The organism is Streptomyces sp. NPDC046862, from assembly GCF_040704615.1.
Taxonomy (GTDB): domain Bacteria; phylum Actinomycetota; class Actinomycetes; order Streptomycetales; family Streptomycetaceae; genus Streptomyces.
Genome location: NZ_JBEYXP010000044.1, coordinates 1 through 18,151 on the forward strand (window position 1 = coordinate 1; position 18,151 = coordinate 18,151).

Consider the following 18,151-nt stretch of genomic DNA (forward strand, 5'->3'; position numbering starts at 1 on the left):
ACCCAACTCCACCCCCCGACACGTCACTTCAGCGTCCTTCTGTCCCCCACGCCACGAGGCGCCCGCCTCGCCCGACTCCTGGCCACGGAGTGGCTCCGCAGCTGGGGCCTGCCGCACCGCATCACCGAGGCCGCCGAACACCTCGTCGCCGAACTCGCCACCAACGCCGCCACCCACGGCCGCGTCAACGGCCGCGACTTCCGCCTGGCACTACTGGCCGGCACCGACACCCTCCGCATCGAGGTGACGGACACACGCGGCGACGACCTCCCACGCCACCAACTCCCCACCCCCGACGCCGAGTCCGGACGCGGCCTCCTCCTTGTCGAGGCCCTCGCCGACCGCTGGGGCACCGAACTCGGCCCCGACCCCCGGAAAACCGTGTGGGCCGAACTCGACCTCGCCCCTTGAACGGTCGTTCACAGCCTTCGCCTGCGGCATGGCCAAACAGCGCCGCACACCGAGCGTGCTGCACTTGTCACAGCAGGTGATTTCTGCCGGTAGCATCAAGCTGTGACGCACCCGACGGGTGCGTCCTCCCTTCACTCCGGGCCCCCTGCTTCCTCGGGGCCCGGCCCGACGAGAGCGGTCCCGGGACTGTGAGATGGCCGCCTCACGTCGAAGGGAGGACGCCCCCAGATGGGCGGTCACGAGGAGCAGAAGCCGACTCTCGTCATGCGGCTGATCCGGCTACTGCCGGAGCGGGCTGCGAAGCACGCGAGGAGGTGGCTGCTCCGGTGGCTCAGCAGGTAGCCGGATATCCCCATACTCACTGGGGACATCCGACAAGCTCCTGTTGAGCTTGGGTCACCGTCTGGATAACCCGATCCGGGCGGTGGCCCTCCTTGCGTCCAAGTACAGCACACCGGGTGCCATCCAAGCATCGAACCCGTCCATCCCACCCCCGCACGCCGCGCCGGACTCGGCCTCGATGGGAACCCGCTGACCGCAACCCACTTCTCTGTGCTCCGGTGCCACAGGCGCTCTCCCAAAGAAACACTCTGGGGAAAGAAACCCGACCAAGCCCCACCCCTCCCGCCCACAGCATCGGCTCACTCGCGCGAGTGAACATCACCAACTGGGCTGGATTCAGGGCAGGTCGGCTGCCTTACGCTCAGCGCGGCACCACACGCAGCACACCACCACAGCCAAAGACGACGGCCCCCGCCGGGACTGGCATCCCAAATGCGAGGGCCTGACCACCAAGGAAGCCAGAACCTTCCCGATGGACACCCAAAACCCTAGCGTGCCCCCGCACGCCCAGTCCCGTATCACAGGGAAAAACCACCCACGCCGACCCGCCCACGCGAAGGCTCACCCCGTCGGCGTCATCCACGACAACACCCGCCACACCACCCGCTTCACGGTGATCGGCAACCACCTCGCCCAGCACCCGCACCTGTCGGGACTGGCGATCGGGCTGGCCGTCCACATCCAGTCCCTCCCCACCGGCACCCCCGTGGACATCAAGACCCTCGCCGCGCGCTTCCCCGAGAGCCCGGCCCGTATCGCCGCCGCCCTGCGCGAACTCGAAGCCCACGGCTACCTGCGCCGCACCCGGGAGCGCACCGAGAGCGGCCGGATCGTCACCCGCACGGTCTCCTGCAATCAGCCGGGCCGACGCGAAGGCACAACTGAGGCGACCGAGGCAACGGAAGCGCCCAAACCCCAGGGCAAGCCACCGGCACCCCCAGTCAATCCCCCGGCCCGCAAGGCAGCCACCGCCCCGCACCCCCAGCAGAAACCCCCACGCCGAGCAGCCCTCCCCGCCGTACCCCAACCCGCGTACGCATCCCCCACCCTCCTCCACACCGCCACCGAGGTCCTCGCCGACCTCCGCCGCACGGACCCCCGCCTCCTCCTCTCCGCCACCGACACCGCACACCTCGCCCCCGGCGTCGCCGCCTGGCTGGAACGCGACCTCACCCCCACCGCCGTACGCCACGCCCTGACCAGCGACCTCCCACCCGACCCCCTGCGCCGCCCAGCCGCCCTCCTGGCCCACCGCCTCACCGCCCAGCTCCCACCCCTACCGCCGTTCCGCGCACCCGAACCTCCTCCACCCATCAGGCACCCCGTCCGCAACTGCGACGGCTGCGACCGCGGCTTCCGCGGTCCCGAACCCGGCCACTGCCGCGACTGCCGCACCCGCGTTCCTTCGCCGCTTGTCTGAACGGACAGCACCAGCACCCCGAACGAGAGACCCGAAGCCACACCATGGTCAGTTCCCCGCACGAGGCGATGCACAGGATCTTCCAGCACGATCTCGAACTCTTCGGCCGCCTCTCGTGTGTCCTCGGACTCGGCGTTCCCACACCGGTCAAGGCCACCGTTCTGCCCACCGACCTCACCGAGACCAGCCCTGTCGAACGCCGCGTGGACACGCTTCTACGCTTCGAGAACCCGGAGCACGGCCCGTTCCTCCTGGCCATCGAGGCCCAGCGGGAGAAGGACCCCGCCAAGCCGGCGAGCTGGGCGTACTACACCGCGTACCTGTGGACGAAATACCGGCTGCCCACCACTCTCATGGTCGTGTGCCAGGACCGCGCCACGGCCGAGTGGGCTCAGCAACCGGTGGCGAGCGGGCCGCCCCAGCTGCCCACGCTCACTCTGCGGCCCCTCGTGGTCGGGCCGCACAACATGCCAGTGATCACTGATCCCGACGAAGCCCGCGCAGACCTCGCGCTGGCAGCCCTGGCCGCCATCACGCACGGGGCAGATCCGTGCGTCGGTGCCATACTGAAAGCCCTGTCCACCGCTCTGCAAGCCGTACCTGAAGACGTAGCCGACCCGATCATCGAATTCACCGCACAGGGCCTGGCCAAGTGCCGGGCCAAGCACATCTGGAGGAAGCTGGTGGCCGTGGACCTCTCCTTCTACAAGTCGTACATCTCGGAAGAGATCCGAGACGAAGGCCGCGTTCAAGGCGAGACACGACGTGCCGCCGAGGACATCCTGGACGTCCTGGAAGTGCGTGGCATGGACGTCCCCGAAACGGTCCGTGAGCGCATCGCGGCATGCGACGATCTGGAGACCCTGCGCCACTGGCACCGGCGCGCCGTCATCGCTCCCTCCGCCGACGCGATCTTCACAGAAGACGCCTGAGTCCGAGCCGTCGACCGGCGGCAGCTGGCGCGAACTCAGACGCGCACTCCTGGCCAACGGCCCATGAGCCCGCCGAGGCCGCAGCGCTGCTGCTCACAGAGATGGGTAGCGAGGACCAGGACGACGAGGAGATCAAAGCCGAGCACCGTGCGGTCCTTCTCGCGGCGAGGCGCGAATAGGAGCCCGTTGCCCGGTCTCGACCACAAGCTTCGGCCCGGTCCTACCGAACTGGACACCGAATGGAATGTCCCGGCCACGCTCGCCACCCAGCTCCGCCACGGCCTCCACCCCCCGGCCCGACACCACCCGCGGTGACCGGCAGCCCTGTGGCCGACGTGCCTGTGGTGTTCCAAGGCCCCGACCGACTAACGTGATCGACCGTTTGTGCGACAAGTGGGTGACGGGGAGCGACGGGAGTGGCCGGGGTGGGAGCCGAGGTGTTGCGGCTGCGGTTGGCAGATCTGAGCTCGGCTGCGCAAGGCGATCTGCGTGCGGTGGTGGGGGAGTTCCGGCGCAGTGAGCTGCTGGTGCCGGTGGTGGACGGCTCGCTGCTGTCGGTGGAAGCCGGAGGCATCCGCTGGCTGCTGGTGTTCACGGATGACGCGGCGCTGACGCGTTTCGCCGAGGCGCGAGGTGAGGCCTTTCCTGAGCACGTGCCGGTGTACGGGGCTCGGTTGCTGGACCAGGTGATCCCTGAGGTGGGCGGGCCGGTCGGGATCGCGGTGGACGCGGGCAGTGCGGCGGGGATGGTGCTGCCGCCGGTGGCGGGGGTCGTGCCGGAGTCGGTGGCGCTGGATGTCGAGGAGGCGCCGGCGTGAGCGGTTACCGGGTCGACGCGGAGGCGCTTGCGCGGATCACGCGGGGCATCGACCTGGCGATGGACGAGCTCAAGGAACTCGGCTTCGACATCGAGGCGAACCTGGGGCGCGGCTTCGACGACCTGGAGCTGGCGGGCCTGGAGGTGGGGGACGCGAACCTGCATCAGGTGTTCGCGGATTTCTGTGAGCGGTGGGGCTGGGGTGTGCGTTCGCTGATGCAGGACGCGAACGAGTTCGCGGGCCGTTTGAACCTGTCGGCGGGGCTGTACCACGAGCAGGAGCAGTACGTCTCGGACACGATGAAGACGGTCTGGACGGCGGCTGCGGGCAATCCGTACCTGTCGCCGGAGGAGGTCGAGCAGCGCTCCTGGTCGGACACGGTCAAGGACAACTCGGTCTCCCACGCCATGAACGCCGACTACAGCGCGCAGTCCTTGGTGGAGGGTGAGGAGGGGGCCCGGGAGGCGTGGGCGCAGGCGGGGGATGACCTGGCGAGTTCGACGGTGACGCCGGAGGCGATGCTGGATCCGCGTACGGACTGGCAGTGGGGCGGCCCGCCACAGCCCTCCGCGGGTGGGGAGGGTGAGGGCTGATGGGCGTGGGGGACTGGGCCGACGGCCTCGGGGACAGCCTGGAGGGCGCTGTCGACGGGGTGAAGGAGGGGGTCGGGGAGGCCGTCAACTGGGGTACGGACCGGGCGGCGGACGGCTTGTCGGCGGTGGGCGCGGGCGGCATGGCCGAGGGGGTGCGCGACTTCGGCGAGGGCGTCAACAACCGGCTGGGCGGCGAGGTCGCCGAACGCGAGCTGGGCGAGAGTGACGACCCGAAGGAACTGATCCACGGCAGCCCGGAAGCGCTGAACGCACGAGCCGGCCACCTGCGGGACTTTTCCCGGGCGTTCGAGAACGTCGGCCAGGGTCTGCGGTCGCTGGACTCGGGTGGCTGGCAGGGCGAGGCGGGGGATGCGTTCCGGGCGAAGTTCGGCATGCAGCCCAAGCAGTGGCTTGCGGCGGCGGATGCGTGCGAGTCGGCGGGGAAGGCGCTGGAGGCGTACGCGGACACGGTGCGCTGGGCGCAGCAGCAGGCGCAGGCGGCGATCGAGGCCTTCCGGGCCGCGCAGGAGGCCTACCGTCAGGCGGCGGACGCCCACAACGCGAAGGTGGAAACCTTCAACCAGGCGGCCGAGCGGTACAACGCCGCCGCTCTGGCAGGCCGGAACCCAGGACCGCGCCCGACCGAACCAGGCACCTTCACCGACCCGTCAACGGCAGCCCGACGAGAAGCGGTGGAGATCCTGGCCGAGGCCCGCCGCCAACGCACCAGCGCGGCCCGCGACGCCCAGAGCAGGCTGGCAGGCGCTTTGGAGGCGGCTCCTGCGAAGCCCGGGTTCACCGACCGTTTGGGCGCCAACGCGGCGGATGTCTTCGTGGGCACGCAGCTGAACTCGGTCCACGTCCTGGGCGGCCTGCTCAAGGGCGGCGCAGATGTGGTGAAACTGGCCCGCGCGGTCAACCCCACGGACCCCTACAACCTCACCCACCCCGGCGAGTGGCTGAAGAACTCCAACATGCTCCTGGCCGGCCTGGTCGGCACCGCCGCCCACCCCGAACGCCTGCCCATGTCCATCCTCGGCAGCGGCTGGCGCAGCGACCCGGGCGACGCCATGGGGTATCTGGCGTCGAACCTGATCGGGGGCAAGGGTGCGGGGGCCGCGGGCAGGGGTGCCCTGCGCGGGGCTGCTCGGGGCGCGGTGACGGGTGGCGCGCGCGACGGCGTGAGGGCGTCGATCCGCAACACCGCCCGGGAGTTCTGGTCCAAGGAGCTAGACGGCGACCCGGTCGACATGGCCACCGGCCGGATGACCCTGCTGCAGACGGACGAGTCCCTGCCGTCCCGACTCCCCTTGGTCTTCTCCCGGTGCTTCGAGTCGTCCTACCGGGCGGGCCGCTGGTTCGGCCCCACCTGGGCCTCCACAGCGGACCAGCGCCTGGAGGTCGACGCAGAGGGCGTCATCTTCGTCCGCGAGGACGGCTCCCTGCTGGCCTACCCCCACCCCGCGCCCGGCGTACCGGTACTGCCCCTGGACGGCGAGCGCCACCCCCTGACCGTCGACGCGTGGGGCGACTACACCGTCGCCGATCCCGAGTCGGGCCGCACCTGGTACTTCGCCGCGACGGGCGGCGACGGCAACGGCATCGCCCTGCTGGAACAGATCACCGACCGCTCCGGCACCCAGTGGCTCACCTTCGACTACGACACCGAGGGCGCCCCCACCGGAATCACCCACTCGTCCGGCTACCACCTCAAGATCACCACTGAGGGCGAGCGCATCACCGCCCTGCACCTGGCCGGGGCGGCATCCGACGGCACCGATCAGGAGCTGGTTGGCTTCGGCTACGACGACCACGGCCGCCTGACGGCCGTGACCAACTCCTCTGGTACCCCCACCACGTTCGCCAACGACGATCTGGCCCGGATCACCTCCTGGACGGACACGAACGGCTCGAAGTACGGCTACGTCTACGACGACCAGGACCGCTGCACCTTCCAGACGGGCGAGGCCGGCCACCTGCGCAACACCTACACCTACGACGGCACCGACCCAGAGACCGGCCACCAGGTCACCACAAAGACCGACTCCCTCGGCCACACCACCCGCTACCTGGTCAACAACCACCTTCAGGTAGTGGCGGAGACAGGACCGGACGGCGCGACCACCCATACCGCTTACGACCGCCAAGACCGCCCGCTGACCATCACCGACCCGCTCGGCCGCACGACCAGCTACGCCTACGACAAGTCGGGCCGCCCGATCATGGTCGTCCGCCCCGACGGTCGCTACAGCAGCATCGGCTACAACGACCAGGGTCTGCCTGTGGTGATCGCCCACCCGGACGGCAGCCGGACCCTCCAGGAGTACGACGCGGACGGCAACCGCACCGCGGTGACCGACGCCTCTGGGGCGACCACCCGCTTCACCTACGACACCGCAGGCCACCTGGCGTCAATCACCAACGCCATGGGACACACGACTCACGTACGGTGCGACGCGGCGGGCCTGCCCCTGGAGATCACCGACCCGCTCGGCGCCGTCACCCGCTACGAGCGCGACGCTTTCGGCAGACCTGTCACACTCACGGACCCACTGGGCGCGGTCACCCGCCTGGAATGGACGGTGGAAGGCAAACCCGCCCGCCGCACCGCCCCGGACGGCACCACCGAATCCTGGACCTACGACGGCGAGGGCAACTGCACCAGCCACACCGACCCCATGGGCGCCGTCACCCGCTACGAATACACCCACTTCGACCTGCTCGCCGCCCGCACCGACCCAGACGGCGTGCGCTACACCTTCGAACACGACACTGAACTGCGCCTCACCCGCGTCACCAACCCTCAGGGCCTGACGTGGAGTTACGAGTACGACCCGGCAGGACGCCTCGTCACGGAGACGGACTTCGACAACCGCACTCTCACCTACACCCACGACGCAGCCGGCGGCTTGCTGTCCCGTACCAACGCGCTCGGCCAGACAGTCTTCTTCGCACGCAACGCCCTGGGCCAAGTGACACGCAAGAACGCCGCAGACCGCATCACGACCTACGGCTACGACGTCACAGACCAACTCGCCCAGGCGACAGGCCCGGACGGCACAACGCTCACCCTGCAGCGCGACCACTTCGGACGGCTGACGTCGGAAACGGTCGACGGCAGAAAGCTGACGTACACCTACGACGAACTGGGCCGCCGAACAGGTCGCACAACCCCCACGGGCGCGATCACGACGTGGAAGTACGATGCGGCCGGGCGCCGCACGGCAATGGTGGCCTCGGGCCGCACCCTCGACTTCACATACGACACGGCGGGCCGGGAACTTGCCCGCCAGATCGGTGAACTGGTCACCCTGAAGCACTCCTTCGACCTCATGGGCCGCCTCGCGGTCCAGTCGGTGACGGCCGCGAGCGGCCGTACAGTTCAGCACCGCGCGTACGAGTACAGCGCGGATGGCAACCTGATCGGTGTCGATGACCGGCTTTCCGGTACCCGCCGCTTCGAACTGGACGCAGCGGGCCGGGTGACAGTGGTGCACGCCGCGAACTGGACCGAGACGTACGCCTACGACGCAGCAGGCAACCAGACCTCGGCCACCTGGCCCTCCAGCCACCCAGGTCAGGAGGCGGTCGGCGGACGCAGCTATGCGGGCACCAGGATCACCCGCGCAGGCAACGTCCGCTACGAACACGACGCCCTCGGCCGCATCATCCTCCGCCAGAAGATCCGTCTCTCCCGCAAACCCGACACGTGGCGTTACGAATGGGACGCCGAAGATCGCCTCATATCCGTAACCACGCCGGACGGAACCCGCTGGCGGTACGTATATGACCCGTTGGGGCGCCGCACGGCGAAGATGCGTCTGGCCGACGATCGCGAGACGATCCTTGAACGGATCGACTTCACGTGGGACGGCACGAGCCTCTGCGAACAGACCACCATGTGCCCAGCCCTGCCAAACCCGGTTACCCTCACCTGGGATCACAAGGGTCTTCGCCCCATCGCCCAGACCGAACGCATCATCGCCGCCGAGGCCCCGCAGCAGGAGATCGACTCTCGCTTCTTCGCCATCGTCACCGACCTTGTCGGCACGCCCAGTGAACTCATCGACGAACAAGGCGAGATTGCCTGGCACACCCGCAGCACCCTGTGGGGAACCACCACTTGGGCCGCGAACAGCAGTACGTACACGCCCCTCCGCTTTCCCGGTCAGTACTACGACCCTGAAACCGGACTCCACTACAACTACTTTCGCTACTACGAACCCGAAACCGCCCGGTACCTCACTCCCGACCCACTCGGACTGGAACCCGCACCGAACCCAGCAGTTTACGTTCATAACCCGCATAAATGGTCCGACCCGTTGGGTCTTGCCCCGAGATGCTTGAATGTGACGGGAAAGGAGGGCAAGGAAGCAAATGAAAACTTCATATCGGGATCGGCCGACGGGCAGCGGCTGGCAGATCAACTGCGAAGAGAATCAGCGAATTCCATCTTCAACGAAGAGGGATGGCTCACCCCTCAAGCGCTAGCAGAGTCGAGGCTCGTAATTCCGGGTGAAGAAATTGGAAATCCGTCCGTGCGTGAACTTATGACCTCGGATGGAAGCAGTCTCAACGACTGGGGCAAGTACACTACCAGGACGCATCAGTCGCCATATGGCGACTTCCAGGTTCATTATTATTACAATCCTGAGACTGGTAAAATACTGAACTTTGACTACAAGGTCATCATGAACAAGAGGTGATTTAATTGCGAGCCCGCTTCACTCCCCTTCGGACTAATGATGCCGCGATCCTACAGGGCCTCGATGCACTGAAAGATGGTCGAGAATACACAGTGCTGGAGGTCTTCGTGCCGCATGGGAAAAGCGCGCTGTTCCGGCTGGAATTCATCGAAGGGGAGGATTCTGCATTGTTCGACAGTAGAGCATTCACTGTGACATCTTCCACCCTGCCACCTTCCTGGCACTACTTTCAATTCGATACGGGATCATTCGCCTTGCGTCCCGATTCATGGGGGCGGGAGGGCTTCTGGGAAGCCTATTACGAGCATGAACGTGAGGCGCTAGCACTCTACGAGCTCGAAAAGCAGAAAATTACCTCCTTCGCACGGGGGACATGAGCATCCTCAAGAATGACATCGACCCTAACTTCAGCACCCGATCAATGGACTTCGGGAAGAACTGGCTGAATCTCATCAATCCGGTGTGGTGGATTTACTTCTTCACGGCCACCTGGGGGAAACCCAAGTGGCAAGACTCAGGGACCTGATCAGCTGAATTCGAGCACGAGCCACTGGGATCGCACGTACAGGGCGACCTCACTCCGCCCTGACCACGAACGCCCTCACCTCCCGCATCCGCACCCCGGTCCTGTACGGCTCCACATCGCCGCGCACTGCCACCTCAAGTCCATTACGCCAGGCGACGGTGGCCTTGTCCACGTCCTCCGGACGCAGTTCCACGCGCACGCTGCGCATCCGTGAGGCATCCTCGCGGAGCAGCGAGCCGTAGATCGTCGCTTGGCGGTCGCCCTGCCCGCTCAGGCGGGTCACCACCCCTTGCAGGATCGCGCCCTCCTCGCGGGCGGCCCGTTCACGCAGGTCCTTCGCGCCCTCCTCCAACACCTGCACGTGCCGAGGGCCGAGCGTCACCGGCGGTGACGCCTGCTCCATCCGCAACTCGGATGACCAGTCGAAGGCCAACGAGAAGGCCCGCCGCTCCTCGCCCGCGATCTTCACCAGTGCCTCGCAGAGGTTCGCGGACAGACCGGCGCCGGTGTATCCCTCGAAGTCGGCCAGGGAGTCACGGGCAAGAGTCTCCTCGGCTGCGGCATATGCGCAGGTGACGCCCGCGAACAACATCCGGGACACCGTACGGGCGAACGGCTCGGAGGAATGTGAGACCTGTCCGCTGCCCGGAAACGCGTCGTCATGGAAAAGCCATGCCTGCCCCGCCTCGTCCTGCTGCTGGCCGGGGCGGAGGTCCGGCAGGGGTGTGTGCGCCGCGACGACGTAGCTGCCGACACGCGTCTGGTCCAGCCGTACCGACGCTACGTGCTCCTTCACCACCTGCGGCTTCTGTCCCGGCTGCACAGCCTGCGGCAACAGCGCGGAGGAGGCGGCGGCGGTGTGCAGATCCTTCAGCCCGGTGAGGGCCGACACCAGGTCCAGCAGAGGAGCCGTACCGGACGGACCCGGAGGGACCAGCCGGAGGAACTGCCAGTCGACCGGTGGCAGTTGCATCTCCCGCAGGATGTCACCAGGGCGGCGTGCCTCGACCACGGCCAGGGTCTCCAGGATGTCCACGACCCGCCCCGCGAAGTCCTTGCGGCGTTGCAGCGGCACGAGAATCTCGTACGGTCGGCCCGGGTCGTCCATGGGTTTCCACTCCCACAGCTCCGCGCCGGACAGGCCGCGCTCCGCATACCAGCCCTTGCCGCTCAGATAACGCCGTACAACCTCCGGAGCGAGCCCCTCGGCCTCCTCGAACTCCGCGTCCGTGATCACAGTCATGACACCACCAGCAGATCCCGGTAGTCCTCGGCGAAAAGGTCGTGCAGGGAATCGACGGTCAGCAGATTGGCACGGGGGACATTCACCGTCCGAGTGCCCGACCTCGGCGGGTTCTCCACCGGGTCCAGATCGTGCAGGCACATCCAGTAGGCGGCGTGCCGCAGCAGCAGCCGGTCCTGGGAGGCGTGCGACCAAGCGAAAGGATCAGCTGCGGCCAGAACGACGAAGAGGAAGCGGGGCATCACGTAGTCCCGGCCGGCCAGCCAGTTGTAGTTCTTCACCTTGAGCTGATAGCGGATGTGCTCCTCGTGGATGTCCGGGGACGACGTGCACTTCACCTGCGCCTCAATGGCCGGATACCTACGGGTCCCGGCCCGGCCCGCGAAGCCCAGCTGCCAGTCCACGCCGACCCGGTCGCGCTCCCTCTGGCTGAGGTCCAGGTTCGCCGCCGTAGCAAGCATCCGGATGAACTGCTCACCGAAGCTGCCTCGGTGGCCGTTCTCCCCGAACCCCTCGGAGCCACTCGCCCACTTCGGCACCGGTTCGGCCCCTGGCAGGGCGACTGGGTCGTGCGCCGTGCCGGCCGGCTGCTGTGGGATGCCGCCGATTTTGCTGTCCGCCATGCGCCCCCGCTCGTTCTCCGAACCCGCGCGCCCCGCACACAGGCGCGCTCCGCGCGTCTCGTACCCTTCGGGCGACGCACAGTAACGAGCATCACACTCACAGCCAAAGCCCTTGATCGGGATCCGGCCGAAAGCAGATGGTCGGATGGCGTGATGCGAAGTGGTCGATCAGGTTCCGCGCCAAACGCCGTACCGGTTGTCAGTAGCCCCACCTACTCTGGCCCCGTGACCCAGGATTCCCTCGCCGCTTCCGGCAACGGGCCCGACCCGTCCGCCCCCGTGCTGTCAGCGCCCACCCCGCAGGAGCTGCGCGACCGGCTCGCCGAGCTGGTCGTGCGCGATCTGCTCGGGCCCACCGGCGACGAGCCGGAGGAGCTTGCGGGTAATCCGCTGGACCACTACATCATTGGGCGGCTGGCCCCCGGCGGAGTGCGGGACGAGAGCGGGACGTCGCTGCGGACGGTCGGCAAGGAGGTGGCTCCCGAAACGCTCGACGAGCCGAGCGTGGCGCCCGAGCAGGAGCCGGAGGCCGGGGACCAGGAACCGTCTGCGCCCCACATGCCCAGCCTCCACCCCTCGACGCTGGGGCTGACCGTGCGGGTGGACAAGGCAACGCAGGAGCTGACGGTCGACTGCGAGTGGGCGCGGTACGAGCTGGGCGACTCGAAGATCGAGGGCAATCCGAAGAGGGTGTTCCACCGGGTGCCCTGCTCGGGCACCGTCAGCGTGAAGCTGGTGGAGGGCAGGCTGGCGGCACAGCCGCTGCACGCCCAGCACTTCCCGCACATCGTGGTGCGCGGGCGGGCACGACTGCACGAGGGTTCCTGGCTGGTGTCCCTGTTCCTCGTCAACGGACAGGAGATCCGGCGCGGTTCGGCGCACTGGATGTTCCAGGCGTCGATGACGGTCACAGGTGCGCCGGACACCGCGCCCTTCCTGCCACGCCGTACGGTCGAACCCGCTGGGGGCGACCAGGCGGAGCGGCGCTCGCTCGCCATGACGTACCGCTTCCATCCCGAGTTCGCCGTGGGCCACGGCACCGGTGTCCACGCTGAGGCGTCCCCGGACGATCGCCGACGGGCCGTGAGCGTCTCCACCACGGCCACACCGACGTACGAGGTGCCGCACACGGACGTACCGGATCCGCGCAACGACGAGGACGCGGACCTGTCCGAGCTGGCCGGACTCACGCTGGACATGCGCGAGTTGAGCCGTATGGAAGCCGACCCACTGCGGGCCGCGCTGCTTCCGCTGGTGGACGGCTACCGCTCCTGGATAGAGCGGCAGAAGCAGACGGTGGACGACCCGGCCGCCGAACTCGACGCGTACCGGGCCGAGGCAGCGGAGAACATGCGCCTCGCCACGAAGGCCGCGGACCGCATCCAGGCCGGGATCGACCTGCTGCGCGACGATCCCGAAGCCCTGGACGCCTTCCGGTTCGCCAACCGGGCCATGTGGCAGCAGCGCGTCCACACCATCGCGGCCCGCAGCCGACGCAGCACTCACTCGATGTCGCTCCAAGAGGCGGTCGAGGCGGCCGACCTGCCGAAGAACCGGAGCTGGCGCCCCTTCCAGCTGGCCTTCCTCCTGCTCAACCTGCCCTCGCTCGCCGACCCCGGCCACGCGGAGCGGACCGACGACCACACTGCTCTGGCCGACCTCCTCTGGTTCCCCACCGGTGGTGGCAAGACCGAGGCGTATCTCGGTCTGACCGCCTTCACGCTCGCCATCCGGCGGCGCAAACCCCACCTCGGCGGGCTCGACGCCGAGCACGGGGTGGCCGTGATCATGCGGTACACACTGCGGCTTCTCACCATCCAGCAGTTCCAGCGGGCCGCCGCGCTGATCTGCGCCTGCGAAGTGATCCGCCGCGAGGAGCCGGACCGGTGGGGCCGCAACCCGTTCCGGATCGGGCTGTGGGTCGGCGGCCGGGTCACGCCCAACACCACCGAGCAGGCGGCCGACTGGGCGCGTGAGCAGAAGAAGGAAAAGGGCAGGGGGGGCTTCGGGCGTACGGGCTCCCCCCACCAGCTCACCAGCTGCCCCTGGTGTGGCGCGAAGATGGAGGCGGGCCGCGACATCAGCGTCGACAAGACCCTCCGTCGAACATTCATCACCTGCCCCGACGCCTACGAGTGTCCCTTCGGCGCGAGTGCCTTCGGGGTTCCCGCCGACGAACAGGGGCTGCCCGTCCTCGTCGTCGACGAGGAGATCTACCGGCTCCCGCCGAGCCTCGTCATCGCCACCGTCGACAAGTTCGCCCAGCTGCCCTGGAAGGGCGACACGCAGGCACTGTTCGGCCAGGTCTCGCGGCGATGCACCCGGCACGGATACGTCACGCCGTCCGCGGTGGACGCAGAGTGGGAGTCCTCCAGCCATCCCGCGGCCGGCGGCCACCCGGCCGCCTCCACGGTCGACGCCGTCAGGGTTCGCCCGCCGGACCTGATCGTCCAGGACGAGTTGCACCTCATTTCCGGCCCGCTCGGCTCCCTCACCGGGCTCTACGAGACCGCCGTGGACCGGCTCTCCACCTGGGAGCCCGAAAGCGGCGTCAGCGTGCGCCCCAAGGTGATCGCCTCCACCGCGACCGTGCGCCGCGCCGACCGCCAGATCCACGACCTCTTCGCTCGCCGCACGGCCGTCTTCCCGCCGTCCGGACTGAGCGCCGACGACACGTTCTTCGCTCGGCGGCGGCCTACCGACAAGAAGCCCGGTCGCCGGTACGTCGGAATCTGCGCGCAGGGCGTGCGGACGAAGTCCGTTGCGATCAGGGTGTTCGTCGCTCAACTTGCCGCCGCCCAGTACCTCTACGAGACGTATGGCGCGAGCGAGCTGACCGATCCGTATATGACGCTCGTCGGGTACTTCAACAGCCTGCGCGACCTCGGTGGCATGCGCCGGCTCGTGGAGGACGACGTGTCGGCCAGGCTCGTCCGGGCCGACCGCCGAGGGCTCGCCACCCGGCGGATCGGCGAACCGGCCGAGCTGACCAGCCGTATGGCCTCCGACGCCATCCCAGACATCCTGGAGAAGCTCGACATCACCTTCGGCCGCAGGCCCAAGGGATCACCGCGCCCCATCGACGTCCTACTCGCCACCAACATGATCGCCGTCGGCGTGGACGTGTCCCGGCTCGGCGTCATGGTGGTCAACAACCAGCCCAAGTCGACCGCCGAGTACATCCAGGCGACCAGCCGTGTGGGCCGCAGGGCACCGGGGCTCGTCTTCACCGTGCTCAACTGGGCCCGGCCACGCGACCTTTCGCACTACGAGACGTTCGAGTCCTTCCACGCCACGATCTACCAGCACGTGGAAGCCCTGTCCGTGACGCCGTTCGCGGACCGCGCCGTCGACCGGGGTCTGACCGGCGTCCTCGCCTCCCTGGTCCGCAACCTCAAACCCGACTACAACGCCAACCGCGGCGCCCAGTGGGTCGACCGACGCGGGGAGGTCGTCAGCCACGCCGTGCGCTCCCTTGAACTGCGAGCGAAGGACGTCACGGACAACCGTCATATCGCGAACGAGGTGCGGGCCCGGCTCGACACCCGACTCGACTACTGGGAACAGAAGCGCAAGGCGCCCGGAGCGGTCCTCGGCTACCGCACGGCCCGGGGCCAGGGCGACGTCGCCCCGCTCCTGCTGGAACCGGACAGCGGCCCCTGGCGGCTCATGACATGCCCGACGTCGCTACGCGAGGTCGAACCCCCGATCCGGCTGATCCTCACTGGTGAGGCGGGCGGCGACCTCGCCGGCGAACCGCCCTACACCCCGCGCGAACAGCCCGACGACAGCACCCCGGACACCGACGCAGATCCCTGGGAGACGACATGACTGCCCCCGCAGCCGAAACACTCCGCGTGGGCGAACTGCGTCCCAGCCAGCTCCTGCACACATACGGCATCGGCGCCGTCACCGACCTGCCCAACCTCTCCACCATGGTCATGGGCCTGGACGACTGGGACCCGGTCCGTGCCCGAGTCCTGACCGAGGACCGCCTGCTGGCTGCCGTCCGGCGCCGCCTCGGCAGCCAGGTCGCCGCCCTGCGCACACCGCCCCACCTGCCGGAGAACCCCGCCGACCCGTACGGCGACTGGACCCGGACAGGTGTGCCGGTCGGTCTGTTCCCTCGCTGGCTGCGGTGCTCACGCGAGCGGTGCAATCAGTTGGCCCCTGCCTCCGGCGGCCTCTTCCAGCTCCGGCCGAACCTCTACCGCCCGGAGAAGACGAAGTACGTCCACATCAACTGCGGCGGTCCCGGCGCGGGACAGCCCACCGCTCTGCCCGCCCGCTTCCTCGTGGCCTGCCCCTACGGGCATATGGACGACTTTCCCTGGGTGTACTTCGTCCACCGCGGAGACACATCGTGCGAGGGCCACACCCTGAGCCTGACGGAGTCCGGCACCACGGGCGAGGCCGCCAACGTCTTCGTTCGGTGCACCTGCGGAGTGCCGCCCCGCTCCATGGCCGACGCCATCGGGCAGGCCGGAGAGCGGAACCTGCCCGCTTGCCGGGGCCACCACCCGCATCTCGGCACCTTCGCTCAGGGCGGCTGCTCGGAGCAGACACGCACCATGGTTCTCGGCGCCACCAACAGCTGGTTCGCCTCCCAACTGCGGCTGTTCAGCATCCCCCGCGCCGAGGAGCCCCTCACGCAGGCGGTCAGGGAACACTGGAGCCTGCTCTCACCGCTGGCAGCCGTCCCCGCGGACGCGGCCAAGATGTTGCTGCCCACCCAGGCATGCTGGCCCGAGTTGGAGCAGTACGGGGCAGACGCGGTCTGGGCGGCGGTGACAAGGGAAGCCCAGGCGACCGCCGGTAATCAGGACGAGGCGGACGAGGAGTTCGACCTCACCACCCCGGAGTGGCGGGCATTCACCCACCCACGCGACCACGCCCTGCCGGATTTCACCACCGTGCGCGAGCGGGACCTTCCCGACGGCACCGCCGCCTGGCTCGACAGTGTCGTGCTCGTCCACCGGCTGCGCGAGGTCTCGGCGCTCACCGGTTTCACCCGGATAGAAGCTCCCGAGTGGCTGGCCGGGGAGGAGTCGCGCGCTCACTCCGTAGCCCCGCTGAGCCGTAACGCCCCCACATGGGTTCCCTGCGCCGAACTCCGGGGCGAGGGAGTGTTCGTCGCCCTCAAGGAAGAGAAACTCGCCGAGTGGGAGCGGCAGGAAGCCGTTCTCGCCCGTGAGGAGATCCTGAAGTCCGCCCACTGGGGCTGGTGCATGGCCCGCCGCGTCGAACCACGCTGGCCCGGCATCCGGTACGTGCTCCTGCACACCCTGGCCCATGTCCTCATCCGCCAGTTCGCACTGGAATGCGGCTACGGAGCCTCCGGGATAGCGGAACGCATCTACGCACGCTCGGGTCCCGACCCCATGTCCGGGATCCTGCTCTACACCGCGGCCCCCGACAGCGAGGGGACCCTGGGCGGCCTCGTCTCACTCGGCCGCAGCGAACGGCTCGGACCGGCGATCTCGCAGGCCCTGGAAGAAGCAAGGCTGTGCAGCTCCGACCCGATGTGCGCCGAGCACGACCCACGCATCCACTCCCGGCTGCACGGAGCGGGTTGTCACGCCTGCCTGTTCGCCGCGGAGACCTCGTGCGAACGGGGCAATCACTACCTGGACCGGGCACTGCTGGTGGAGACGCTGGCCGACGACAAATGCGCGTTCAGGCCGTGAATGGGCCGGTGGCGGGCGACGAGTCGAGTGGGCAGGACGGTCGTCCTGCTGTTGCTCCGGCTGACATCCCCGTTGCCCGGAGCGGCACCCTGTCGCACCGCCTTCCAGGCCTTCTGGCTGCCCTCTGCGATCGCCTGCCCGAAGATCGCATCGCCGTCCTGGAGCACGTCTTCGGAACGATCACTGGTCCTGATGACCCCTTGCTGAGCCGATTCATCGCGGCCCAGCCCGCCGCCGGTCTGGCACACCAGCTCACGGAGGTCACCCGTGCCTGGCGCGCCGAGGCACCCGACATGCCCGGGGCGGGGCTCTCTCTGGCCCTCACCACTGGCCGCTCGATTCCCCGGCCCCGGCCGACCCAAGTCGTGGTGAGTGGCCCGATGAGTGCGTCGCTGACAGCGCGTCTGACGAGCGGGGTTGCCGTGGAAGTCATTCGCTCGGCGGACACTTCGCTGCTGATCGCCAGCTTCGCCGCTCATGGTGCTCGGGACGTCGTGACAGAGATCGGGCGAGCGGTCCGCCGAGGGGTGCGTGTGGACCTCCTACTGGAAGAATCCACCCAGGCGTCTGCGGCCTTTGCCTCGCTGCCTGACGAGGTGCACGTCTGGCACCGCATGGGGGCTTCAGGCGTGCTCCATGCCAAATTGGTGGCTGCCGATCGGCACACAGCCTTACTCGGCAGTGCCAACCTCACCGACCGAGCCCTGTCCGACAACATCGAACTCGGTGTAGTGCTACATGATCCGCACACAGTAGAGCCGCTCGTCGATCACTTCCGATGGATGCTGGCGCCTGAGAACAACGTCATGCGTCTCGTGTGAGCCGACATCCCAGGTCCGAGGGACGGGTG

The 18,151-nt window shown here is 68.3% G+C and carries 12 protein-coding genes; 10 read left to right on the forward strand and 2 right to left on the reverse strand.

The genetic code is table 11. The features are described 5' to 3' along the window. The 7 genes from AB0959_RS37165 to AB0959_RS37195 form a co-directional block, all read left to right on the forward strand. Window positions 1–411 (forward strand): ATP-binding protein (locus AB0959_RS37165; protein WP_366831172.1); only part of this gene is annotated, 411 nt, incomplete at its 5' end. Between the two features lie 814 nt (window positions 412–1,225). Beyond that, a complete protein-coding gene (locus AB0959_RS37170; RefSeq protein ID WP_366831173.1) occupies window positions 1,226–2,173 on the forward strand; it encodes a helix-turn-helix domain-containing protein in 948 nt (315 codons plus the stop codon). Window positions 2,174–2,217: 44 nt separating this feature from the next. After that, window positions 2,218–3,105 (forward strand): hypothetical protein, encoded by an 888-nt coding sequence (locus AB0959_RS37175; protein WP_366831174.1) that lies wholly within the window; start codon window positions 2,218–2,220, stop codon window positions 3,103–3,105. 425 nt (window positions 3,106–3,530) lie between these two features. Further along, entirely contained in the window at window positions 3,531–3,923 is a 393-nt protein-coding gene (locus AB0959_RS37180; RefSeq protein WP_366831175.1) for an SseB family protein, read from the forward strand. Beyond that, window positions 3,920–4,516, forward strand: coding sequence for a hypothetical protein (locus tag AB0959_RS37185; RefSeq protein WP_366831176.1), 597 nt, complete (start codon window positions 3,920–3,922; stop codon window positions 4,514–4,516). Before AB0959_RS37180 ends, AB0959_RS37185 begins: the two co-directional genes overlap by 4 nt. Next, window positions 4,516–9,222 carry a putative T7SS-secreted protein gene (locus AB0959_RS37190; RefSeq protein ID WP_366831177.1) on the forward strand — a complete coding sequence of 1,569 codons (4,707 nt, stop codon included), beginning with the start codon at window positions 4,516–4,518 and terminating at the stop codon, window positions 9,220–9,222. The genes AB0959_RS37185 and AB0959_RS37190 overlap by 1 nt, the downstream gene beginning before the upstream one ends. A gap of 92 nt (window positions 9,223–9,314) precedes the next feature. Beyond that, on the forward strand, window positions 9,315–9,599 hold the full coding sequence (locus AB0959_RS37195) for a hypothetical protein (protein ID WP_366831178.1): 285 nt from the start codon (window positions 9,315–9,317) through the stop codon (window positions 9,597–9,599). A gap of 198 nt (window positions 9,600–9,797) precedes the next feature. Here the strand turns inward: AB0959_RS37195 and AB0959_RS37200 are convergent, their stop codons facing one another. Together AB0959_RS37200 and AB0959_RS37205 are read right to left on the reverse strand one after the other, a co-directional pair. Further along, the gene (locus AB0959_RS37200) at window positions 9,798–10,991 is read right to left on the reverse strand and encodes a hypothetical protein (protein WP_366831179.1); all 1,194 of its coding nucleotides are present in this window, start codon (window positions 10,989–10,991) and stop codon (window positions 9,798–9,800) included. Continuing rightward, window positions 10,988–11,614: a DUF4365 domain-containing protein gene (locus tag AB0959_RS37205; protein ID WP_366831180.1), complete on the reverse strand. Its 627-nt coding sequence runs from the start codon at window positions 11,612–11,614 to the stop codon at window positions 10,988–10,990. Before AB0959_RS37205 ends, AB0959_RS37200 begins: the two co-directional genes overlap by 4 nt. 225 nt (window positions 11,615–11,839) lie before the next feature. On the opposite strand from AB0959_RS37205, the gene drmA reads away from it, so the two are divergent. The 3 genes from drmA to drmC are packed head-to-tail and all read left to right on the forward strand — an operon-like array spanning window position 11,840 to window position 18,122. Then, window positions 11,840–15,445 (forward strand): DISARM system helicase DrmA, encoded by a 3,606-nt coding sequence (gene drmA, locus AB0959_RS37210; RefSeq protein ID WP_366831181.1) that lies wholly within the window; start codon window positions 11,840–11,842, stop codon window positions 15,443–15,445. Then, entirely contained in the window at window positions 15,442–17,301 is a 1,860-nt protein-coding gene (locus AB0959_RS37215) for a DUF1998 domain-containing protein (RefSeq protein WP_366831182.1), read from the forward strand. The genes drmA and AB0959_RS37215 overlap by 4 nt, the downstream gene beginning before the upstream one ends. Window positions 17,302–17,309: 8 nt before the next feature. Then, on the forward strand, window positions 17,310–18,122 hold the full coding sequence (drmC, locus tag AB0959_RS37220) for a DISARM system phospholipase D-like protein DrmC (protein WP_366831183.1): 813 nt from the start codon (window positions 17,310–17,312) through the stop codon (window positions 18,120–18,122). Window positions 18,123–18,151: the final 29 nt, after the last annotated feature.